This window comes from Sandaracinobacter sp. T42 (assembly GCF_059115405.1).
Genome location: NZ_CM181101.1, coordinates 798657 through 815630, shown reverse-complemented (window position 1 = coordinate 815630; position 16974 = coordinate 798657). Strand labels below are relative to the sequence as shown.

General features: G+C 67.2%; 22 protein-coding genes and 1 tRNA gene. 4 read left to right on the top strand and 19 right to left on the bottom strand.

Annotated features, from left to right (window positions below):
- Positions 1-9 precede the first annotated feature (9 nt).
- The 11 genes from ACW9TV_RS03905 to ACW9TV_RS03855 all read right to left on the bottom strand — a co-directional run bounded on the left by ACW9TV_RS03905 (position 10) and on the right by ACW9TV_RS03855 (position 9341).
- Positions 10-342, bottom strand: a complete 333-nt coding sequence (locus tag ACW9TV_RS03905) for a phage head completion protein (RefSeq protein ID WP_494304548.1) — start codon at positions 340-342, stop codon at positions 10-12.
- A gap of 9 nt (positions 343-351) precedes the next feature.
- Positions 352-888, bottom strand: coding sequence for a head-tail connector protein (locus ACW9TV_RS03900; RefSeq protein WP_494304547.1), 537 nt, complete (start codon positions 886-888; stop codon positions 352-354).
- Positions 888-1154: a phage fiber-tail adaptor protein gene (locus ACW9TV_RS03895; protein ID WP_494304546.1), complete on the bottom strand. Its 267-nt coding sequence runs from the start codon at positions 1152-1154 to the stop codon at positions 888-890. Before ACW9TV_RS03895 ends, ACW9TV_RS03900 begins: the two co-directional genes overlap by 1 nt.
- A 23-nt stretch (positions 1155-1177) precedes the next feature.
- Positions 1178-1546 carry a hypothetical protein gene (locus ACW9TV_RS03890; protein WP_494304545.1) on the bottom strand — a complete coding sequence of 123 codons (369 nt, stop codon included), beginning with the start codon at positions 1544-1546 and terminating at the stop codon, positions 1178-1180.
- A gap of 25 nt (positions 1547-1571) precedes the next feature.
- On the bottom strand, positions 1572-4382 hold the full coding sequence (locus ACW9TV_RS03885; RefSeq protein ID WP_494304544.1) for a hypothetical protein: 2811 nt from the start codon (positions 4380-4382) through the stop codon (positions 1572-1574).
- Positions 4383-4465: 83 nt separating this feature from the next.
- Positions 4466-5626 carry a phage major capsid protein gene (locus tag ACW9TV_RS03880; RefSeq protein WP_494304543.1) on the bottom strand — a complete coding sequence of 387 codons (1161 nt, stop codon included), beginning with the start codon at positions 5624-5626 and terminating at the stop codon, positions 4466-4468.
- Between the two features lie 47 nt (positions 5627-5673).
- Complete coding sequence (locus ACW9TV_RS03875) at positions 5674-6075, bottom strand: HK97 family phage prohead protease (protein ID WP_494304542.1); 402 nt, start codon at positions 6073-6075, stop codon at positions 5674-5676.
- On the bottom strand, positions 6072-7196 hold the full coding sequence (locus tag ACW9TV_RS03870; RefSeq protein WP_494304541.1) for a phage portal protein: 1125 nt from the start codon (positions 7194-7196) through the stop codon (positions 6072-6074). The genes ACW9TV_RS03875 and ACW9TV_RS03870 overlap by 4 nt, the downstream gene beginning before the upstream one ends.
- A complete protein-coding gene (locus ACW9TV_RS03865; RefSeq protein ID WP_494304540.1) occupies positions 7193-7411 on the bottom strand; it encodes a hypothetical protein in 219 nt (72 codons plus the stop codon). Before ACW9TV_RS03865 ends, ACW9TV_RS03870 begins: the two co-directional genes overlap by 4 nt.
- A 14-nt stretch (positions 7412-7425) precedes the next feature.
- A complete protein-coding gene (locus ACW9TV_RS03860) occupies positions 7426-8736 on the bottom strand; it encodes a DNA-packaging protein (RefSeq protein ID WP_494304539.1) in 1311 nt (436 codons plus the stop codon).
- A gap of 83 nt (positions 8737-8819) precedes the next feature.
- Positions 8820-9341 (bottom strand): DUF6456 domain-containing protein, encoded by a 522-nt coding sequence (locus ACW9TV_RS03855; protein ID WP_494304538.1) that lies wholly within the window; start codon positions 9339-9341, stop codon positions 8820-8822.
- Between the two features lie 82 nt (positions 9342-9423).
- On the opposite strand from ACW9TV_RS03855, the gene ACW9TV_RS03850 reads away from it, so the two are divergent.
- Positions 9424-9984: a helix-turn-helix domain-containing protein gene (locus tag ACW9TV_RS03850; protein ID WP_494304537.1), complete on the top strand. Its 561-nt coding sequence runs from the start codon at positions 9424-9426 to the stop codon at positions 9982-9984.
- Positions 9985-9993: 9 nt separating this feature from the next.
- On the opposite strand, the gene dcd is transcribed toward ACW9TV_RS03850, so the two are convergent.
- A complete protein-coding gene (gene dcd, locus ACW9TV_RS03845) occupies positions 9994-10548 on the bottom strand; it encodes a dCTP deaminase (RefSeq protein ID WP_494304536.1) in 555 nt (184 codons plus the stop codon).
- A gap of 11 nt (positions 10549-10559) precedes the next feature.
- Positions 10560-11045, bottom strand: a complete 486-nt coding sequence (locus ACW9TV_RS03840; protein WP_494304535.1) for a UPF0262 family protein — start codon at positions 11043-11045, stop codon at positions 10560-10562.
- Between the two features lie 129 nt (positions 11046-11174).
- Between ACW9TV_RS03840 and ACW9TV_RS03835 the strand changes: the two genes are divergently transcribed.
- Complete coding sequence (locus ACW9TV_RS03835) at positions 11175-11447, top strand: EF-hand domain-containing protein (protein WP_494304534.1); 273 nt, start codon at positions 11175-11177, stop codon at positions 11445-11447.
- Between the two features lie 207 nt (positions 11448-11654).
- On the opposite strand, the gene ACW9TV_RS03830 is transcribed toward ACW9TV_RS03835, so the two are convergent.
- Positions 11655-11730 (bottom strand) — tRNA-Lys (locus ACW9TV_RS03830).
- 60 nt (positions 11731-11790) lie between these two features.
- Entirely contained in the window at positions 11791-12306 is a 516-nt protein-coding gene (gene folK / locus ACW9TV_RS03825) for a 2-amino-4-hydroxy-6-hydroxymethyldihydropteridine diphosphokinase (RefSeq protein ID WP_494304533.1), read from the bottom strand.
- Between folK and ACW9TV_RS03820 the strand changes: the two genes are divergently transcribed.
- The gene (locus tag ACW9TV_RS03820; RefSeq protein WP_494304532.1) at positions 12305-12931 is read left to right on the top strand and encodes a uracil-DNA glycosylase; all 627 of its coding nucleotides are present in this window, start codon (positions 12305-12307) and stop codon (positions 12929-12931) included. The two genes, folK and ACW9TV_RS03820, sit on opposite strands and share 2 nt — an antisense overlap.
- Before the next feature lie 2 nt (positions 12932-12933).
- Here the strand turns inward: ACW9TV_RS03820 and aguB are convergent, their stop codons facing one another.
- Positions 12934-13794 carry an N-carbamoylputrescine amidase gene (aguB, locus tag ACW9TV_RS03815; protein WP_494304531.1) on the bottom strand — a complete coding sequence of 287 codons (861 nt, stop codon included), beginning with the start codon at positions 13792-13794 and terminating at the stop codon, positions 12934-12936.
- Positions 13791-14756: an agmatine deiminase family protein gene (locus ACW9TV_RS03810; protein WP_494304530.1), complete on the bottom strand. Its 966-nt coding sequence runs from the start codon at positions 14754-14756 to the stop codon at positions 13791-13793. The genes aguB and ACW9TV_RS03810 overlap by 4 nt, the downstream gene beginning before the upstream one ends.
- On the opposite strand from ACW9TV_RS03810, the gene ACW9TV_RS03805 reads away from it, so the two are divergent.
- Positions 14755-15078: a hypothetical protein gene (locus ACW9TV_RS03805; protein WP_494304529.1), complete on the top strand. Its 324-nt coding sequence runs from the start codon at positions 14755-14757 to the stop codon at positions 15076-15078. The genes ACW9TV_RS03810 and ACW9TV_RS03805 overlap by 2 nt on opposite strands.
- 26 nt (positions 15079-15104) lie before the next feature.
- Here the strand turns inward: ACW9TV_RS03805 and ACW9TV_RS03800 are convergent, their stop codons facing one another.
- Both ACW9TV_RS03800 and ACW9TV_RS03795 read right to left on the bottom strand, forming a co-directional pair.
- The gene (locus tag ACW9TV_RS03800) at positions 15105-15794 is read right to left on the bottom strand and encodes an RlmE family RNA methyltransferase (protein WP_494304528.1); all 690 of its coding nucleotides are present in this window, start codon (positions 15792-15794) and stop codon (positions 15105-15107) included.
- Positions 15791-16903, bottom strand: a complete 1113-nt coding sequence (locus tag ACW9TV_RS03795) for a Ppx/GppA phosphatase family protein (protein ID WP_494304527.1) — start codon at positions 16901-16903, stop codon at positions 15791-15793. The genes ACW9TV_RS03800 and ACW9TV_RS03795 overlap by 4 nt, the downstream gene beginning before the upstream one ends.
- Between the last annotated feature and the right edge of the window lie 71 nt (positions 16904-16974).

Here is a 16974-nt window from a genome sequence, read left to right as displayed (position 1 = left end):
AACCGATGTTCAGTCCGCCCAGTCCTCGGCCCACAGGATGATGCGCCCGGGCACAGCCGGATCCACCTCGACAGAGGTCGGCAGCAGTGTCTCGCCCCGCCAGCGGATCCGCATGTCCAGCTCAGGCCGCACTTCTGCGCGCAGTTCCAGTCGCCATCGCCGCGTCGTCTGCCGCGTGTCCGCGCGCGGCGTCAGCGTCTCGAACCGTGAAACAGGCTCCACCTTCGCCCAGCATTCGAACCGCCGGCGCCAGGCGCCGTCGATTTCCCCGGCGGATCCGCGCACCTTGTCCCTGCTCTCGAAGCAGACCCGCTCCGAAAGCCGTCCGGCAACTTCGCCCATGATCCTCTCCTATCGGATGCGGCGCGCGCGCCAGGGCCCCAGCATTCGCTGCACGGCCGGCGGAATGCCGGGATCATCCGGCGCATCCCGATGCGTATGGAAATGCGCCGCCGTCCGGATCACGCAAAGCCGCAGCACTTCCGGCACCCCGTTCCAGTCCCCCGCCAGTCCCGCCCGATAGCGGACTTGAACGCCGACGCCCTCGGGCAACTCCGGCGCATCGATCCGCCCTTCGCCATGGGCCCCGATCAACAGTCTCGCTGCGCCGTCCGGCGCCACCGAAAGCATGCCGTCCGTGCCGATCGTCTCAACCGAAACCAGGCTGCGCACAGGCCCGGCGGCAAGCCGCAGCCCCCCGTCAGACAGAACCCCTCGCTCCGCCACAGGCCGCTCGAACATCAGCTGCCCCAGCAACGCCTCGACAGCCTCGGTCGCCGCCCGCAGAAATCCCGTCAGCAGGGCATCCTCAAGACTGGTCTCGATGCGCAGGAACGCCTTCAGTTCCGCCAGTGCCGCCGCCGGCGGCGCCCGATCGATCGCCACCATCAGCGCTCCCCCACCCGGATCGTCAGGCTGCGCTCATCTGCGCTCCCGTCCGAAAAGACTGCCCGGTTCCGCACCAGGCAGACATCGCCCGGCGTGCCGCCGGAAAGGCGCACCCAGGCGACAGCCCCATCCAAACCCGAATCCGCAACAACCAGCCCACCCGGACCAGCAGCCCAGTTGCTCGCCATGATCGTCAGCCCGCCCCCCGTCGCAGCCGACCAGTCCACACGATAGTCGAGTGTTGCTTCCGCATCTTTCAGGAACATGCTCGTCTCCCCCGACCGCAGCGTCAGACCGGCGCTCCGATCTCCACTGTCCAGGCCTCGAAGCTCACGCTCCCACCCGCCGAAAGCGACCGCGGTGGGCAGGTCGTCACATACAGAAGCGACCCGCCGATCGTGTCGACAAGCGCAATATGATCCGCCACCCCTGCAGCCGAAACGGGCACTTCCCCCTTCGCGGGGATCAGCAGCCGCCGCCCGCCGGCGACGCCGTCGACCAGGTTGAAATCGCCCGCTGTCATCGCGGTTGCGGCCAGCTTCCCGCTCATTGCCGAACCGAAGTCCAGCGGTTGCCCCTCCACCGCAATCATCGTGTCCGCCGCCGCGATCGCCTGAAGCGCCCCATCCAGAATCCCGGCTGCCACCCATTTGCCCATGCATCGTCTCCCGAACTGTGCCGCCTCAATCGCCCGGGGCCAGCAGGCCCCGATCCTCGAATTCCACAACCAGCGTCCGAACCCCGGCGCCGGGATCCGGGCCGGGCGCGGATCCTGTCACCGCCGGCTCGTCCGCGGCGTGAATCAACACCGTTGAAGAAGGGCTCAGCACGCCCCGCCAATGCAGCATCGCCTGTCCGGCCAGATGGCCATGCATCCCGGCCGAAGGCGAAACCGTTTCCGGCGGGGCGGGCAGGTAATCCGCCTCGAAAGCGCCGGCGGCAAAGTGCGCGGCCCGTGCGCGCCCATCCATGTCCCGATCGATACAGGCCAGGCTGGCCTTGCCGATCAGCCTGCTCGCCTTCGCGCCGCTCGGCCGATAGTCCCCGCCCCAGGTGCCGCTCCCGCTGTTGGTCGCGTCGTTCACCAGCCCATAATAATCGACATAGTCGGCCGGACTGGTCTGGACAGCATAGGCGGTGTCCGTCTCCGAACCCAGGCCGGCCCATGCATATTGCCAGTCCTGGGGGCTGTTCACCCCGCGGTTCGCCCGGAACACGCAGCTTTGCCCCACGCCATACAGCAGCTCCCAGCCGCCTGTCTGCGTGCCGTCCGCAACCCATTGATCCTGCTTCGTCGCATTGCGGTCGAACACCATGTTCCGCACACAGTTTCCGCCATGCTCCAGCGATGGCCGCTCGACAGCGAATATCTTGCCGTCGCTCACGCGCGTCACTGTCCCCCCCTGATAAGCGGCAAGGGGGCCCGGCGCGCTCACGGCCACATAGGTGAAGCGGTTGGCGTCCGGGACGCTGACAACCGTGAAGCTTCCATTGAAGGCTGCCGGCGAAAGTCCCGAAATGATCACCGCGCTCCCGGCCGAAAGCCCATGCCCGACAAGACCGGCCGTCACGGTGGCTCCACTTGCCTGGAAGGGCATCGGCGTTTCGTTGTGCCAGTTGTACCGGCTGCCCAGCAGGGTCGATCCTTCCCAGATGCAATCCTGCATCTGGGTATGGAAATATTCCCCTATCTGCAGCGCCGCCTCGCCCGCCGCGCCTTCCATCAGCAGGTTCATGATCGCCAGCCGCCGCAGGGTGGCCGGGTTTCCGTGGCCCCCGCTGCCCGATAGCGCGCTGAAGATCGGCCCGGTCCATTCATAGACCCGGCAATTCCACAGCATCGAATCCGGTGTGTCATTGGGCAGGGCAAAGGCCTGCACGCCACGGTTGGTGCCCGCCTCCCGCTCGATGCGGCAGTTCACCAGCGTCGATCCGCCGATGGTCCGGGTATAGCGGCTGTTCCGCACCAGTTGTCCGCCCGGCTGGTTGCCATAGGCGCGCATGTCGCCCTGAAGAACAAAGCGGGTCTCCCCGCCAGAGCTGAAGAACAGGTTCGTGGAGGCCTCGAAGCCGACCTTTCCCGTGACGGTCATGTTGTCCAGCACCAGCACCGATGCGCTGCCGGATGTCAGCGTCGCCTGCCCCAGTTCCAGCCGGAAATTCCGCCACCACCAGCGCGTGCACTGCAGGAACCCGCCTGCAGAAGATCCGCTCCGCAGAATGGTCGTCGCCCGGGGGTTCGGCGCGTCCGGATCGGATCGCACGATCACAAGTCCCTCGCGGCCGTTGATGCTGGAACCAGATCCCGTCACGGCCGGGCCTGTCGAATGAATCTGGTTGTCCGTCAGAAGGATTTCCCAGAAATCCGCCGCCCGCGTCCCCGCCTGCGTCACCCCGTTCGCCTGCGGCAGGTTCAGGGCCGGATTTGCGTCCAGGAAGCTCCGGAAGGCCTGAAGCGCAACGGCAAGATTGGCCGGCTTCGTCCCCGCATCGGCAGCCCGCGCGGCGTTGATGCTCGTATGCAGCACAACCTGCCCCGCCTGCGCCGTCGTCGTCAGCGGGCTCGTCGCATCCACGAACAGGAACCGCCGCCGCGTCAGATACCGCGAACCATCCGGGTCATACAGCAGCTGCAGCGGCGTATCGTGCGCGCTCGAAAGCGAGCCGGTGATGCTGCTGTTGTGCCCGCTCCCGCTCGACCGCGCATTGCCCAGCCAGGGATAAACCGTCCGGTGGATCGTGATCATCCCCGGATTCAGCCCGGAAAGATCGATGCCGCCGCCCCAGCATCGCAGCTCGTCCCCGTACAGCGGCGAGGTCTGGGGCGCGGCAAACCAGAAGTCCTTACTGGTCGTCCCGTCGGTCGCCGTCAGTTTCAGGGCCGCACAGGCCTGGTTGCGATCGCTTTCCCAATGCTCGGGGTGATGGGACGCAATCAGAACGTCCACCTGCGCAACATGTGCAGGCGCATCGACCGTCCCGCCGACGATGCCATAGGGCGGCACGGCCCAGCGGGAAATGGGCGGCACAGGCTGACGGCTGCTCAGGTTGGAAACGGTCGTCAGCACACCCCCGGGGTGGCCCGCTTTCCAACCCGCGGCGAAGCGCGCTTCCACAACCACAGCCGATGCGTGGATCCGCTCGGAAAGGGCCAGTCGCAGCGTCCGCGTGCCATCGCCATTGTCCCGTTCATCCAGCTGAGTCGCCGCGCCATGCGGCCGGCGCAACGCCTTGGTGGCGACAACCGTTCGCCGCCGGGCCGGATTGGTCAGGGCTTGCCCGCCCACCCGGTCGAAGCCCGGCGTATCCACCAACAGCTGCACCTTCTGCGATCCATTGGCATCCAGCGGAAGCTGGTCGATTCCGCCCAACAGGAAGCGCCCATGCGGCCGGTCGGCGCCGCCGAACTCCCAGGCGCCACCGGTCGCAGGCCAGTCGCCGGTCACCGCCAGCACCCAGCCATTCGCCTCCACGGCAGTCGAGACTATCGTCATCGCCGGCTCCGCCCCGATCGGGAAAACACAGGAATAATACCCGGGGGCAGCTGCCCCCGGGATAGTCGCTCAGCCCTCAGGCCTCAGGTCGCGGAAAAGCGCATCAGCTTCAGCGCCTCGCTGTTCACCAGCGCCCCGCCGACACGCCGCGTCGCATAGAAATGCACGAACGGCTTGTTCGAATAGGGATCGCGAAGCACCCCCGTTTCGCCCCTGTCCGCGATCACATAGGCGCTGCGGAACTGGCCGAAGCCGATGGACAGGCTGTTGGCCCCAATGTCCGGCATCGCGTCCACTTCCACCACCGGATAACCCAGCAGCGTCGAAGCCTGGCCGTCGGCTAGGCCCGGCTTCCAGATGAAGTCGCCGGTCGAATCCTTGAACTTCCGCACGGTCGAGATGCTGTTGGAGTTCATCACCCACACGGCCCCCTGCCGATATGGCGCGCGCAGCGAATGGACCAGGTCGATCAGCCGGTCCTGCGGATTACTCGCGGCAAAGGCGCCTGCCGCACCCGAAGGCACATATTGCAGCGTGCCGAACGGCCGGCTTGCATCCCCCGCCGTCGCCACCGGATAGGTCAGGAAACCCCTGGGCTGCGACGTCCCCGTGCCGGACACGAAGGCGACGCCCTCCGCCCGCGCGAATTCCACCGCCACTTCCCGCGCCAGCCAGCTCTCCACGTCGAACTGCGCGTCGTCCAGCATCGCCTGCGTCGCCGCAGGGTTGGCATAAAGCTCACCCATCGGCGCCATCACCTCTGTGAAGGTCGGCGTCGCCGTCTCGGCACGCGCGGCCGTCTCGGCCACCCAACCCGATGCAAAGCCACCGGATGCCACAAGCTTGCGATAGCTGGAGGAGCCGATCTTCACCACGTCCGCCAGCGCCCGGATCGGGGAGATCTGCTTCAGCATCGTCTCGATCCGCTGGTCGATCTCCAGCGGCACCGCCAGGCCGCCCTCGCTGCCGGTCCCGACCGAAAGCTTCTTGCTTTCGAACCCCGCATCCAGTCCCTTGCGCAGATAGGCGTCACCGAACGCGCTGCCCCGCCCGGCCCCACCGGCGGCCAGCGCCGGCGGCGCCGTCGCCAGCCGCCGCGAAAATCCGTCCAGATCCTGCTTCAGCTCCATGCGCAGCGCCTCGATCTCGCCGCGAAGCGCCATGCCGCCAGCGTCCACATGCGCCGGCGCTTCCGCCGCGGTCACCACCGCGGCAGCCTTGGTTTCATACCCCATGCTGTCCATCTCCTCACCGGAACCCGTCCATCGGGTTCCTCCAGTTCCAAGGCGCCTCAGCCCACCGCCTCGATGCGCGCCTCTCCATGCATCGGCAGCGTCACCACCGAGCATTCGATCAGTTCCAGCTTCAGCAACTCCCGCCCTCCGGCTGGTCTGGGACGCGCCGATTTCACACGATAGCCAAACGAAAGCCCGTCCACCGCTCCACTGCGCAGAAGCGCCAGCGCATCCCGTCCATCACGACAATCCGGGCTCAGCGCCGCCACCATCTTCAGGCCGATGCCATCCTCGGTCAGGTTCACCACGCGCCCGATCGGCCGGGCCGGATCATGCTGCCACAACAGCGGCACATCAGCCCTTGCGCCCAGAAAGGCTGCCGGGCGAACAATGTCGCCACAACGGTCGGCCGTATCGAACCGGCTCACATAGCCGCTGATCCGCACGCCTTCGGTCATTGTCCGCTCCCTCCCGCTCGCGGCGCCCAGCCCAGCATTTCACGCTTCTCGTCATCGTCCAGGAAGCCGGCCGCGCCGATATGCCGCCACAGCCGTTCGCGATCGGCCCACAGGGCCGGAACCAGATCCAGGTCAGGTTCCAGCACCAGCCCCGGCCACCAGGCGGAAAGGTGCCGCGAAACCCCGTCCAGGATCCGGTTCAGCAGCGGCAATATGGTCAGCCGCCACAGCGCCACATTGGCCTCCGCATAATTGGCGTGCGTCGAATCGCCGGGCAGCCCCAGCAGCATCGGCGGCACCCCGAATGCCAGCGCCACGTCGCGCGCCGCCGCTTCCCGCGCCTTCTGGAAATCCATCTCGGCCGGGGTCAGCGCCAGCGGCTGCCACTTCAGCCCGCCTTCCAGCAGCATGGGGCGCCCGGCATTCCGCGCACCCTGGAACCCGGCCTCGATCTCGTCCCTCAGCCGCGCGAACTGCTCGGCCGAAAGCGGGCCCTCTGCACCGTCCAGCACCAGGGCCCCGGAAGGCCGCGCAGCATTCGCCAGAAGGGATCGGTTCCAGCGCCCGGCCGCCTGCAGCAGCGCGACAGCCTCGCTTGCAGCGCCGGCGCAGCCGATACCAAGATGATCATCCAGCGGGTCGAAGGCCCGCAGGTGCAGCAGTCCGGGGCGGGAAGCATCACCACCAACAGGATGGCGCTGCACATGGCCGCCCGCCCTGTACAGCCAGGCGACTGGCCAGCCCCGCGTGTCCGTCTCCAGCTGGATCCGCTCGGGCCGAAGGGTCCACAGCGTCGCGGCCCGCCCGGCCAGGTCCAGCCCGGTCTCCAGGAAGGCGTTGCCATGCAGCAGCAGATGCGTCGCCACCTCTTCCAGCACAATCGGGGTCAGCAGCGCAGCCGCTGGATGCGCCTCCCCGCCCGCCGACAACTTCACGCTGGAAAGCCCCTCCGCCACCACACGGATCGCCCGCAGCGCCACAGGGTTGGCCATTGCCGCCCGCACCTGTCCGGCATATCCGGCAGGCGGCTCGGCTCCGGATGGGTCCGCCAACAGCCAGGGGCGCGGCATCTGCGCGGATTTCGTCTCGCCCAGCCCCATGATCTTGCGCGCCCAACTCACCGGTCATCCTCCGGCCGCCCGGCGGGCCCCATCGTCACAAGGCCGCCGCCGATGATCAGCGACACGGCCTGTGCCAGCCCATGGGCCTGCATGGGGTCCGAACCCAGCACCACCGCGATCGTCGCGAAACCCACCCAGGTGGAACTTTCGGTCAGGCGCAGGCGCGCCCAGGTCATCGCGGAAGCCCAGGGCTCCCGCGTCCAGAAGGGTTGCATCTCGCTTGTCTCCCTCAGTCCTGCAGCATCCGAAGGGCAGGGCCCGCACCGGGCCGTACCAGCATCAACTCCGTCAGCGCCCAAACCAGCGCGTCGGCCCTGTCAGGCGATCGCCCGGGGCCGACATACCCGCCACCCTGGATCAGCCCGCACATCTCGTCTTCCAGTTCGGGAAATCCGCCCGCATGCCTCACCCGACCCGCAGCATACAGCGCGGAAACGGGCTCAGCCCGCGCCACCTTGCCCCGGCTCGCACGAACCTGCTTCAGCGGCAGTCCCCCGAACGAGGCCCGAAGCGTGGTTTCCACCATCGCCCCGCCATTGTTCACCTCCACGATCACCCGGTCCGCTCCAAAGCGGTGGAAGGCGGCCGAAACCGCCGCTGCCCACCCATCTGGCGACATGGCCGAAACACTGGCATCCGCCACCACATGGGCGATGCCGGCCGCGTCCACACCGGCGACCACGATGCCACAGCCACCCGGTCCCGCAGGCGGATCCACCCCCACCACTACCCGCGTCAGTGGGGGCGCCTCCGCCTCCCGACAGCGGTCAAGCCCATCCGGCGTCCACAGCGCCCCTTCGCGCGCCTCCAGCAGTTCACCCATCAGTTCCTGGCGGCCCAACGCCGATCCGCCATAGTCCTGTGCCACATCGGCAAGGAACCGCTCGGGCAGATGGGCCCGATTGTCGAAGGTCGATCCCCGGGTCATCACCGTGCCAGGCGCTTCCATCAGGGCTCTCAGCAGCGGCACGGGTCTGGGCGTCGTCGTCGCCACAACCCGCGGGTGCCCACCCAGCCGCAACCCCATTTTCAGCATGTCCCATGTGGACCGCGCGTTCGGCCAGGCCGCCAGCTCATCGCACCAGGCGAAGTGAAACTGCGGCCCCCTCAGCTGATCCGGCTCCACCGCCGAAAACAGCGTCGCCTGCGCACCATTCGGCCACACAAGGGTGCGCCGCGTGCCCTTCCACTGGGGCCGGAACCAATCCGGCCCGGTCGCCAGCAATCCGGAATCGCCCTCGATCATCACCGCAAGGCCGTCCCGGGCACTCTGTCCCACCAGCGCGATCCGGGCCCCCGGATGGCTGCGCGCGATCGCCGAAACCCATTCCGCCCCGGCGCGCGTCTTGCCAAAGCCCCGCCCCGCCAGAATCAGCCACAGGCCCCAATCCCCCGGCGGCGCCAACTGCGCGGGGCGAGCCGTCCAGCGCCAGGCCCGCATCAGCCGCAGCCGCCGGGATGCATCCAGATCCGACAGCAATGCGGTCCGCCGCTCGGCCGGAAGCCGGACAAACCGCTCCATCAGCGAAAGCTCGCGCATTGGAACGCCCACCTTTCGCCTCTGGCCGCCGCATCCGCCCGGAACCCGCCCCTCAGCCGCAATTCCGGAGCATGCCAATGTCTTTAGTCCACATCGTCACGATTGTCAATAGATATTCTACCATATTGGTTTTCATAATGCGTCGCCAGCCGGTCCAGCGCCAGGCCCAGCACCAGCTTGCCCGCCCGCACGGGCCAGCCCAGTCCCTTCTCGGCCTCCGCCAGCCCCTCGCCTTCGCACGCCACGCGCCACAGGATATCGGAAAGCCCCGGCCCCACCGCCGCAAGCGCGGCATCGAATCGGCGCCGTGCGTCGATCGCCGTCAGCGATTGCGCATGCGCGCCGTCCCGCCAGCCCTGGCTGCGCCCGCCAGGTGCCGCATCCCAGCGCATCGTCACCCGCGCGCCCAGGCCGGCCTTCGCATGATCCCCGCGCAGCCGTTCCGCCGCCGCAACCTGCACCGCCGTCAGCAGTCCCCGCCGCGCCAGCCAGCCGACGGGCGACTCCGTCAGATTCACCGCCACAAGCTGCCGGTCCACCGCATCCGAGGGGGCCAGCACCCGTCGCCCGATCACCCGATTCGGATAGTCAATTGCATCCACCATGGCAGCTCTCCTCTCGACAGAACAACGGAATTGCCATATTGGTCATTCTGTAGGACAGCAATTTGCCGGAGATTTTGAAATGATGAGCCGCCTCAGGGAAATCCGCAAATCGCGCGGCCTCACCCTTGCCGAAGTCGCCGCCCTGTGCACGCCGCCGACAACGGCCGTCACCATCGGCCGCCTCGAAACCGGCACCCGCCAGCTCACCGTTCCCTGGATTGAAAAGCTTGCCGTCGCCCTGCAGATCGAACCGCGGGAACTCATCGCGCAGGAAGGCGACTCCACCATCGCCGTCGCCGCCCAGCTCACGGCAGACGGCGCGCAGCCCCTCTCGGAACAGCTTCAGATCCACGCCCCCACGCCGCTTGCCGTCACGATCGGTCTGATCGTCCGCGATTCGCAGGGCGATTATCGCGCCGGCGATCACCTCTGGCTCGAACAGCTTCCGCCGGATCGCTTCGCCGAAGCGGTCAACACCGATGTCCTGATCCCGCGTTCGGTGGGGCGGTTCGTCTTCGGCCGCCTCGTCGCCACCGAAGGCAACCGGCTCCAGATCCTCCCCGCCCGGCCGGGCGCCCGGCAGACCGTCGTGGCGGATGCCCCGTGGGTCGGCCGCGTACAGGCCCTCATCCGCCGCTTCTGAACAGCCCGCCTAAAGCCTCGGCAGCGTTACGCCCCGCTGGCCCATATATTTGCCTGCCCGGTCGGCATAGCTCGTCTCGCACACGCCCTCGCCCTTCAGGAACAGGAACTGGCACGCTCCTTCATGGGCATAGATCTTCGCCGGCAGGGGCGTGGTGTTGGAAAACTCCAGCGTCACATGCCCTTCCCATTCCGGCTCCAGCGGGGTCACGTTCACGATGATGCCGCAGCGGGCATAGGTGCTCTTGCCCAGGCAGATCACCAGCACGTCGCGCGGCACGCGAAAATATTCCACTGTCCGCGCCAACGCGAAACTGTTCGGCGGAATCACGCACACGTCCGTCTTGCGGTCCACGAAGCTCGCGTCGGAAAACTGCTTCGGATCCACCACCGCGCTGTCCACATTGGTGAAGATCTTGAACTCGTCGGAAACCCGCGCGTCATACCCATAGCTCGAAAGCCCATAGGATATGCAGCCGTCGCGCTTCTGCGCTTCGACAAAGGGCTCGATCATGCCGTCACGCAAAGCCCGCTCGCGGATCCAGCTATCGGGCATCACGCCCATGAATCACCTCATTACTGCCTGATGTGTAAAACGCAGATCAGCGTGAACAGCCTGCGCGCCGTGTCGAAGTCGGTTTCCACCTTCCCGTCAAGCCGCTCCATAAGCAGTTCCGCGGCGGAATTGTGAATTCCCCGCCGCGCCATGTCGATCGTCTCGATCGCGCTGGGGGACGCATTGCGGATCGCCTTGTAATAGCTGTCGCAGATTGCGAAATATTCCCGCACGATCCGGCGGAACGGCGCCAGCCCCAGCAGGATGCTGCCCCGCGCATCCCCGCCATCCTGCACCACATCCATCGCCAGCCGCCCATCCTCGACACGCAGCAGCAGCCGCCAGGGGCCACGCCCCTCGATCTCGATCGGACGGAACATATTGCCTTCCAGCAGGTCGAAGATGGCGACACGCCGCTCCTGCTCCACGTCCGCGTTGCGCCAGAGAACGGTGCGTTCATCCAGCTCGACCGCCACGATGCGATGATCTCCGCCAGCGTCCGCCATCCTGCAAACCCTAAAGCCCGCGCGTTCAATGGCAAGCAATCCGCACCTCCCGCCGTCAATGGGGTCCTCGGCGCGTGGGAATTCCGCCACACTTCGCGTAGGACATTCGCCAGCAAGAAGGAGAATCCCGTGCCCCGCATAATAATTGCCACCCTCGCTGCCACCCTTCTCGCGGCCCCGGCCGCCGCCCAGCAGCCCCAGCCGGGCCGCTTTTTCGACGCGACTGACACCAACGGGGATGGCTCTCTCAGCAAGGCCGAATGGGAAGCCGCCGGCAGACGCCCCGAAGGCTTCGCCATGATGGATGCCAACAAGGACGGAAAGGTCACCCGGGAAGAGGGACGCGCCGCCATGCAGAAGATGATGCAGCAACGCACATCGCAGCAAACGCCTCGCCCCTGACATCCGCCGCTGACCCGGCCTGTGAAGAAGCTCGGAAGCGAAAAGTCAGGCTCAAGTGCGTACTGGCAAACCAGGCAGCGCTGCCGAGCTTCAACCGCCCCGCTCAGGCGAACCGCTCAGGCGAACCGCTGCTAACCAGCCTCGCCTGCGCAGTGCCTGAACCGGCACACTGGCACAGACAAATTGGAAACAAGCTGTTGAGAAAATTGGTGGGCTCGCCGGGATTCGAACCCGGGACCTACAGATTAAAAGTCCGTTGCTCTACCGACTGAGCTACGAGCCCACACGCCTTCTGTCGCGCGGCCTGTAAGGCGGCCTGCCCGCGCCGTCAAATCGGTCGCGCTCAATCCTGCGGCCGCGCCCGCGCAAGTCGACTGGCCATGTGCCGCACACGCAACACCAGCCGCGGGTGCCGCCAGTCCGGCGCCACCTCCGCAAGCGGCCGAAGCACGAAGTCACGCCGGTGCAGATCGGGATGCGGCACCTGCAGGCGCCGGCCATCCAGCCTCAGCTGCCCGAAGGCCAGCAGATCCAGATCCAGCACCCGCGCACCCCAGCGCCGCCACCGCCGCCGCCCGAAGGCATTTTCGATCTGCTGCAGCAGATCCAGCAACGCCTCGGGCGATCCATCCCATCGCACTTCGGCGACCGCATTCGCGAAACGTCGCTTCGAAGGCCCCAGCGGGGCCGTCTCCAGTATGCGCGAAACATGAAGCGGCTCAGCCCCGCCCGCGTCCAGCGCCCTCAACGCGGCCTCCAGCACAGCCCGCGGTGGGCCATGCCGGCCGTGGCAGCGATTGCTGCCAAGCGCCACCAGCACTGGAGTCCGCGCCGACGCGCTGCTACCCGCATCAGCCATGCAGCCCGATCCCGATTGCCAGCTCTGCCCGCGCCTTGTCGCCCACAGGGCGATGCTCCGTACGCGCGAACCGGGCTGGTTCAACGCGCCGGTTCCCGCCTTCGGCGACGAATCCGGCTGGCTGGCAATCGTTGGCCTCGCACCGGGCGAACGCGGCGCCAACCGGACGGGGCGGCCCTTCACCGGCGATTTCGCCGGAGACCTGCTTTACGCAACGATGCTCGAAACCGGCCTCGCCTCGGGCGCCTACGCCGGCACCCCGGAAGACGGCCTCACACTCAACGGCGCGCTCATCGTCAACGCCGTGCGCTGCCTGCCCCCCGCCAACAAGCCTGAGCCGTCCGAAATCCACCAGTGCCGCCCCTTCCTCGCCGATCAGCTGAAGGCAATGCCCAATCTCCGGGTCGTGCTCGCGCTGGGCCAGGTCGCCCATCAGTCCGCCGTGAAGGCGCTGGGCGGCAAGCTCCCCAAACACCCCTTTGCCCATGCCGCCGTTCACCGGCTGCACACGGGGTATACGCTGGTCGATAGCTACCACTGCTCGCGCTACAACCAGAACACCGGCCGCCTCACGGCCGAAATGTTCCGCGTCGCCGTCGAAACGGCCATCGCCCAGCGCGGCTGACGTCAGATATCCTCCGCGATCCGGCCATAAAGACCGGGCCGCCGATCCCGGAAAAAGCCAAACGCCGCCCGGTGGCGCGCAATCACGTCCAGGTCGAATTCCGCCGTGATCACGCCTTCGCTCACCTGATCCATTTCGGCCACCATGTCGCCCCTCTGGTTGCAGATGAAGCTGTTGCCATAGAAATGCGCGCCCGCGCCGTCCGCTGTCGGCTCGGTGCCCACCCGGTTCGCGGCCACCACCGGCACCACGTTGGAAACGGCGTGGCCGATCATCGCCCGCACCCACAGCCGCCGCGTATCCAGCTCGGGATCGTGCGGCTCATTGCCGATCGCCGTCGGGAACAACAGCAGGTCCGCCCCCATCAGCATCATCGAACGCGCGGTTTCGGGATACCACTGGTCCCAGCAGATGCCCACGCCGATCACCCCGTGTGGCGTGGGCCACACCTTGAATCCGGTGTTGCCGGGCCGGAAATAGAATTTCTCCATATAGCCCGGCCCGTCCGGGATATGGCTCTTGCGATAGACGCCCTGCACCATCCCGTCGTCCCCGATGAACGCCAGGCTGTTGTAGTAATGATGCCCGTCCCGCTCGAAGAAGCTCGTCGGAATGAAGATCCGCTCGGCCCGCGCCACCTCTCGCGCGGCCTCAACCGCCGGGTGGCTCGCCACCGGCGCAGCCGTCGCGAACAGCGATTCATCCTGAGAAGTGCAGAAATAATGCCCCTCGAACAGCTCCGGCGGCAGAATCACCTTCGCCCCCTTCGCCGCCGCCTCGCGCACCAGCCGCATCGCCTTCGCGATGTCGTCATCGCGGCGGCCGCTCATCGCCATCTGCACCGCGCCCACATTCAGCATCATTCGCTCTCCGGAACCTGCTGCGACAAGCAGTGAAAGCTGCCGCCCCCGGTCAGGATATGGTCGGCCCTCAGCCCCGTAACCCGATGCCGGGGGAAGCAGCGCGCCACCGCCGCCACCGCCGCCTCGTCGTTCGCCGCGCCATACAGCGGCACGATCACCTGCCCGTTGGCCACGATCCAGTTCATGTAGGAAGCTGGAACCAGCTCGCCATCCATCTCGTAGGCCCCGACGGAAGGGATGGTCACCGCCACCAGCCCGGCCGCCCGCACCCGTTCGGCCGCATCGGCGAACACCGCCGCATTGGGGTCGTCGGCACCGACATCCGGCACAGCGACCGTCCCCGGCCCCACGAACCGGGCGAGATTGTCGACATGTCCGTCGGTATGGTCGTTCAGCAGCCCGTCACCCAGCCACACCACGCGCCGCGCGCCGATGGCCCTGGCCAGCGCGGCCTCGGCCGTATCCTTCGTCCAGCCCGGATTCCGGTTGGGGTTCAGCAGGCACTGCTCGGTCGTCAGCACCAAGCCGCCGCCGTCATATTCGATCGCGCCGCCTTCCAGCACGAAATCATGCCGGTCGACAGCGGCAGACATCAGCCCCGCCATCCCGGCCCCCACCGTGTCATCGCCCGGCAGGTCATATTTGCCGCCCCAGCCATTGAAACGGAACCGCACGCAATGCGCGGCTCCGGTGAACACCGGCCCGGTATCCCGCAGCCAGATATCACCGAAGGGAATATCGTCGATCAAAACCCCCGCCGGCACCATGGCCCGCGCCGTCGCCGCGGCTGTCGAACCGCTCGCAACCAGCCGCACCGTCACCGTGTCCGAAAGCCGCCGCGCAAGGGCGGCGACTTCCGCCTGCGCCGGCGCAAGGTCATCCTCCCAAAGGTTTGGGTCAGACGGAAAGCCCACGAACAGCGCGCGCTGCGGGGCCCATTCGGCAGGGGGGATTCGGCTCATGACCCAGCCCTACAACCCAACCCATTGCAATTCCACCTCGCCGTCCCATATCGCCGGATCGAGAGAGCGGGACACCAGATACGGAAAGACCAGCTACAAAATGCTCAATGTCCTGTCCTTGCTGATCGGCATCGTCGCCGGCATCGTCGCCCTGTTCGGAATCATTCCCTTCGTCGGCTGGGCCAACTGGTTCGTCATCCCGATCGCCGGCCTCGGTCTGGTGCTCGGCCTGATCTCCCGCCGCAAGGAAGGCCAGATCCTGAATCTCGTGGTGATCGCCATCGCTCTCGTCCGCCTGTCGCTGGGCGGTGGGCTCATCTGATTCCTGCGCAGGCGGGCGGATTTCCCTCAGCCGTCCGCCTTGCGCCCCATTGCAACCAGATAGGTCTCGCTCGATTCCTTCCGGCTCGCGGGCGGCTTTGCATGCCGCACGCTTTCGAACCGCCGCTTCAGTTCGGCCACCAACGGCCCCTCGGCCCCGCCGCCCAACACCTTGGCCACGAAGGTTCCACCCGGCCTCAGCACCCGAACGGCAAAGTCGGCAGCCGCCTCCACCAGCCCCATGGTGCGCAGATGGTCCGTCGGCGGATGTCCAACCGTATTGGCCGCCATGTCCGACATCACAAGATCCGCCGGCCCGCCCATCAGGGCGATCAGCCGCTCGTCCATCCCGTCCTCCAGGAAGTCACCCTGCACGAAGGTCAGCCCGGCCATAGGCTCCACCTCCAACAGGTCGATGCCCACCACGGTCGCCTTCGGGCGCCGCTTCAGCAACACCTGGCTCCAGCTGCCCGGCGCCGCGCCCAGGTCCACCACGCGGTCCACATCCTTCAGCAGCCCGAAGCGCTCATCCAGTTCGATCAGCTTGAACGCCGCCCGTGCACGCCAGCCCTCCGCCTGGGCCCGCTTCACATACGGGTCGTTCAGCTGCCGCTCCAGCCAGCGCGCAGAGCTGACGGATCGGCCACGCCGCGATTTCAGGCGTGTCCGCCCACCCAGGGAACGCCCGCCACCGCGCGAACCACTCCTGCCGGTCATTGCCGCACGCCTTTCCGGCCGTCGTCCCGCGCCATCATGCTTCGCAATATTCCTTCCCGGATTCCCCTGTCGGCCACGCGCAGCTTCGGCGCGCACCCCAGATCGATCAACGCCTCCAGGATGGCAGCGCCCGCCACCACCAGATCCGCCCTGTCCGCGCCGATTCCCGGGATCAACGCCCGCTCGTCCGGCGATTTCACGGCCAGGTCATGGCTCAACGCCACCAGCTCTGAGGTGGAGGCCAGCGATCCGTCCACCTGCCGCCTGTCATATTGCGGCAGGCCCATGTTGAGGCTGGCCAGCGTCGTCACCGTTCCCGATGCGCCCAGCAACTGCACCTCGCCCTTCAGCCGCGCCTTCAACGGCACCAGATGCTCGGCCACCCGCGCCTTCATCCGCCCATAGGCCTCCAGCCGATGCGTCGGCGAACCGGCATCCAGCGGCTCCGTCTCGCCCAGGGAAACCACCCCCCAGGGCACGCTCACCCAACAGTCCATGCGGATGGAAGGGAACTGGTTGCGCCCGCCGTTCACCCGCTCCAGCAGCACCACCTCGGTCGATCCGCCGCCGATGTCGAACACCAGCGTGCGACGCGCCTTGGGATCAATCAGCGTCTGGCAGCCCAGCACCGCCAGGCGCGCCTCCTCGGCCGGCGTGATCACGTCCAGCGCCAGACCGGTCTGGTCATAAACCCGCCGCACGAACTCGGGCCCATTCTCGGCCCGCCGGCAGGCTTCGGTGGCCACGCTGCGCACCTGCGTCACACCGCGCCGATGCAGCTTTTCGGCACAGGCGCCAAGGGCGGCGATCGCCCTGTCCATCGCCGCATCCGAAAGCCGCCCGGATTGCAGCAGCCCCTCGCCCAGCCGCACGATCCGCGAAAAGGCGTCGATCACCTGGAATTCGGCGGCCCCACCACTGCCGTTCACGCGCCGCGCGATCAGCAAACGGCAATTGTTGGTTCCAAGATCCAGCGCCGCAAACGGCCCCTTCACCCCACCGCCCCGCACATCGGCCGGCCGCAACCCGCGCCGCTCGGCCCCCTGGGGGCGTGCCGCACCCGGCCGCTCGCCGGCGCCGGCAAGGCCGCCGGCTCGCATCTCCGCCATCGTCATCGTCCTGTCCCGCCAGAAGCCGGATAGGCTTCAGGCACTTGAACTCAAGCTAGCACGGAAAGGCC

Bases quoted from the DNA above. Each gene is read 5' to 3' on its own strand.
- ACW9TV_RS03905 (WP_494304548.1), bottom strand. From the start codon at position 342: ATGGGCGAAGTTGCCGGACGGCTTTCGGAGCGGGTCTGCTTCGAGAGC.
- ACW9TV_RS03900 (WP_494304547.1), bottom strand. From the start codon at position 888: ATGGTGGCGATCGATCGGGCGCCGCCGGCGGCGGCACTGGCGGAACTG.
- ACW9TV_RS03895 (WP_494304546.1), bottom strand. From the start codon at position 1,154: ATGTTCCTGAAAGATGCGGAAGCAACACTCGACTATCGTGTGGACTGG.
- ACW9TV_RS03890 (WP_494304545.1), bottom strand. From the start codon at position 1,546: ATGGGCAAATGGGTGGCAGCCGGGATTCTGGATGGGGCGCTTCAGGCG.
- ACW9TV_RS03885 (WP_494304544.1), bottom strand. From the start codon at position 4,382: ATGACGATAGTCTCGACTGCCGTGGAGGCGAATGGCTGGGTGCTGGCG.
- ACW9TV_RS03880 (WP_494304543.1), bottom strand. From the start codon at position 5,626: ATGGACAGCATGGGGTATGAAACCAAGGCTGCCGCGGTGGTGACCGCG.
- ACW9TV_RS03875 (WP_494304542.1), bottom strand. From the start codon at position 6,075: ATGACCGAAGGCGTGCGGATCAGCGGCTATGTGAGCCGGTTCGATACG.
- ACW9TV_RS03865 (WP_494304540.1), bottom strand. From the start codon at position 7,411: ATGCAACCCTTCTGGACGCGGGAGCCCTGGGCTTCCGCGATGACCTGG.
- ACW9TV_RS03860 (WP_494304539.1), bottom strand. From the start codon at position 8,736: ATGCGCGAGCTTTCGCTGATGGAGCGGTTTGTCCGGCTTCCGGCCGAG.
- ACW9TV_RS03855 (WP_494304538.1), bottom strand. From the start codon at position 9,341: ATGGTGGATGCAATTGACTATCCGAATCGGGTGATCGGGCGACGGGTG.
- ACW9TV_RS03850 (WP_494304537.1), top strand. From the start codon at position 9,424: ATGAGCCGCCTCAGGGAAATCCGCAAATCGCGCGGCCTCACCCTTGCC.
- dcd (WP_494304536.1), bottom strand. From the start codon at position 10,548: ATGGGCGTGATGCCCGATAGCTGGATCCGCGAGCGGGCTTTGCGTGAC.
- ACW9TV_RS03840 (WP_494304535.1), bottom strand. From the start codon at position 11,045: ATGGCGGACGCTGGCGGAGATCATCGCATCGTGGCGGTCGAGCTGGAT.
- ACW9TV_RS03820 (WP_494304532.1), top strand. From the start codon at position 12,305: ATGCAGCCCGATCCCGATTGCCAGCTCTGCCCGCGCCTTGTCGCCCAC.
- folK (WP_494304533.1), bottom strand. From the start codon at position 12,306: ATGGCTGATGCGGGTAGCAGCGCGTCGGCGCGGACTCCAGTGCTGGTG.
- aguB (WP_494304531.1), bottom strand. From the start codon at position 13,794: ATGATGCTGAATGTGGGCGCGGTGCAGATGGCGATGAGCGGCCGCCGC.
- ACW9TV_RS03805 (WP_494304529.1), top strand. From the start codon at position 14,755: ATGACCCAGCCCTACAACCCAACCCATTGCAATTCCACCTCGCCGTCC.
- ACW9TV_RS03810 (WP_494304530.1), bottom strand. From the start codon at position 14,756: ATGAGCCGAATCCCCCCTGCCGAATGGGCCCCGCAGCGCGCGCTGTTC.
- ACW9TV_RS03800 (WP_494304528.1), bottom strand. From the start codon at position 15,794: ATGACCGGCAGGAGTGGTTCGCGCGGTGGCGGGCGTTCCCTGGGTGGG.
- ACW9TV_RS03795 (WP_494304527.1), bottom strand. From the start codon at position 16,903: ATGGCGGAGATGCGAGCCGGCGGCCTTGCCGGCGCCGGCGAGCGGCCG.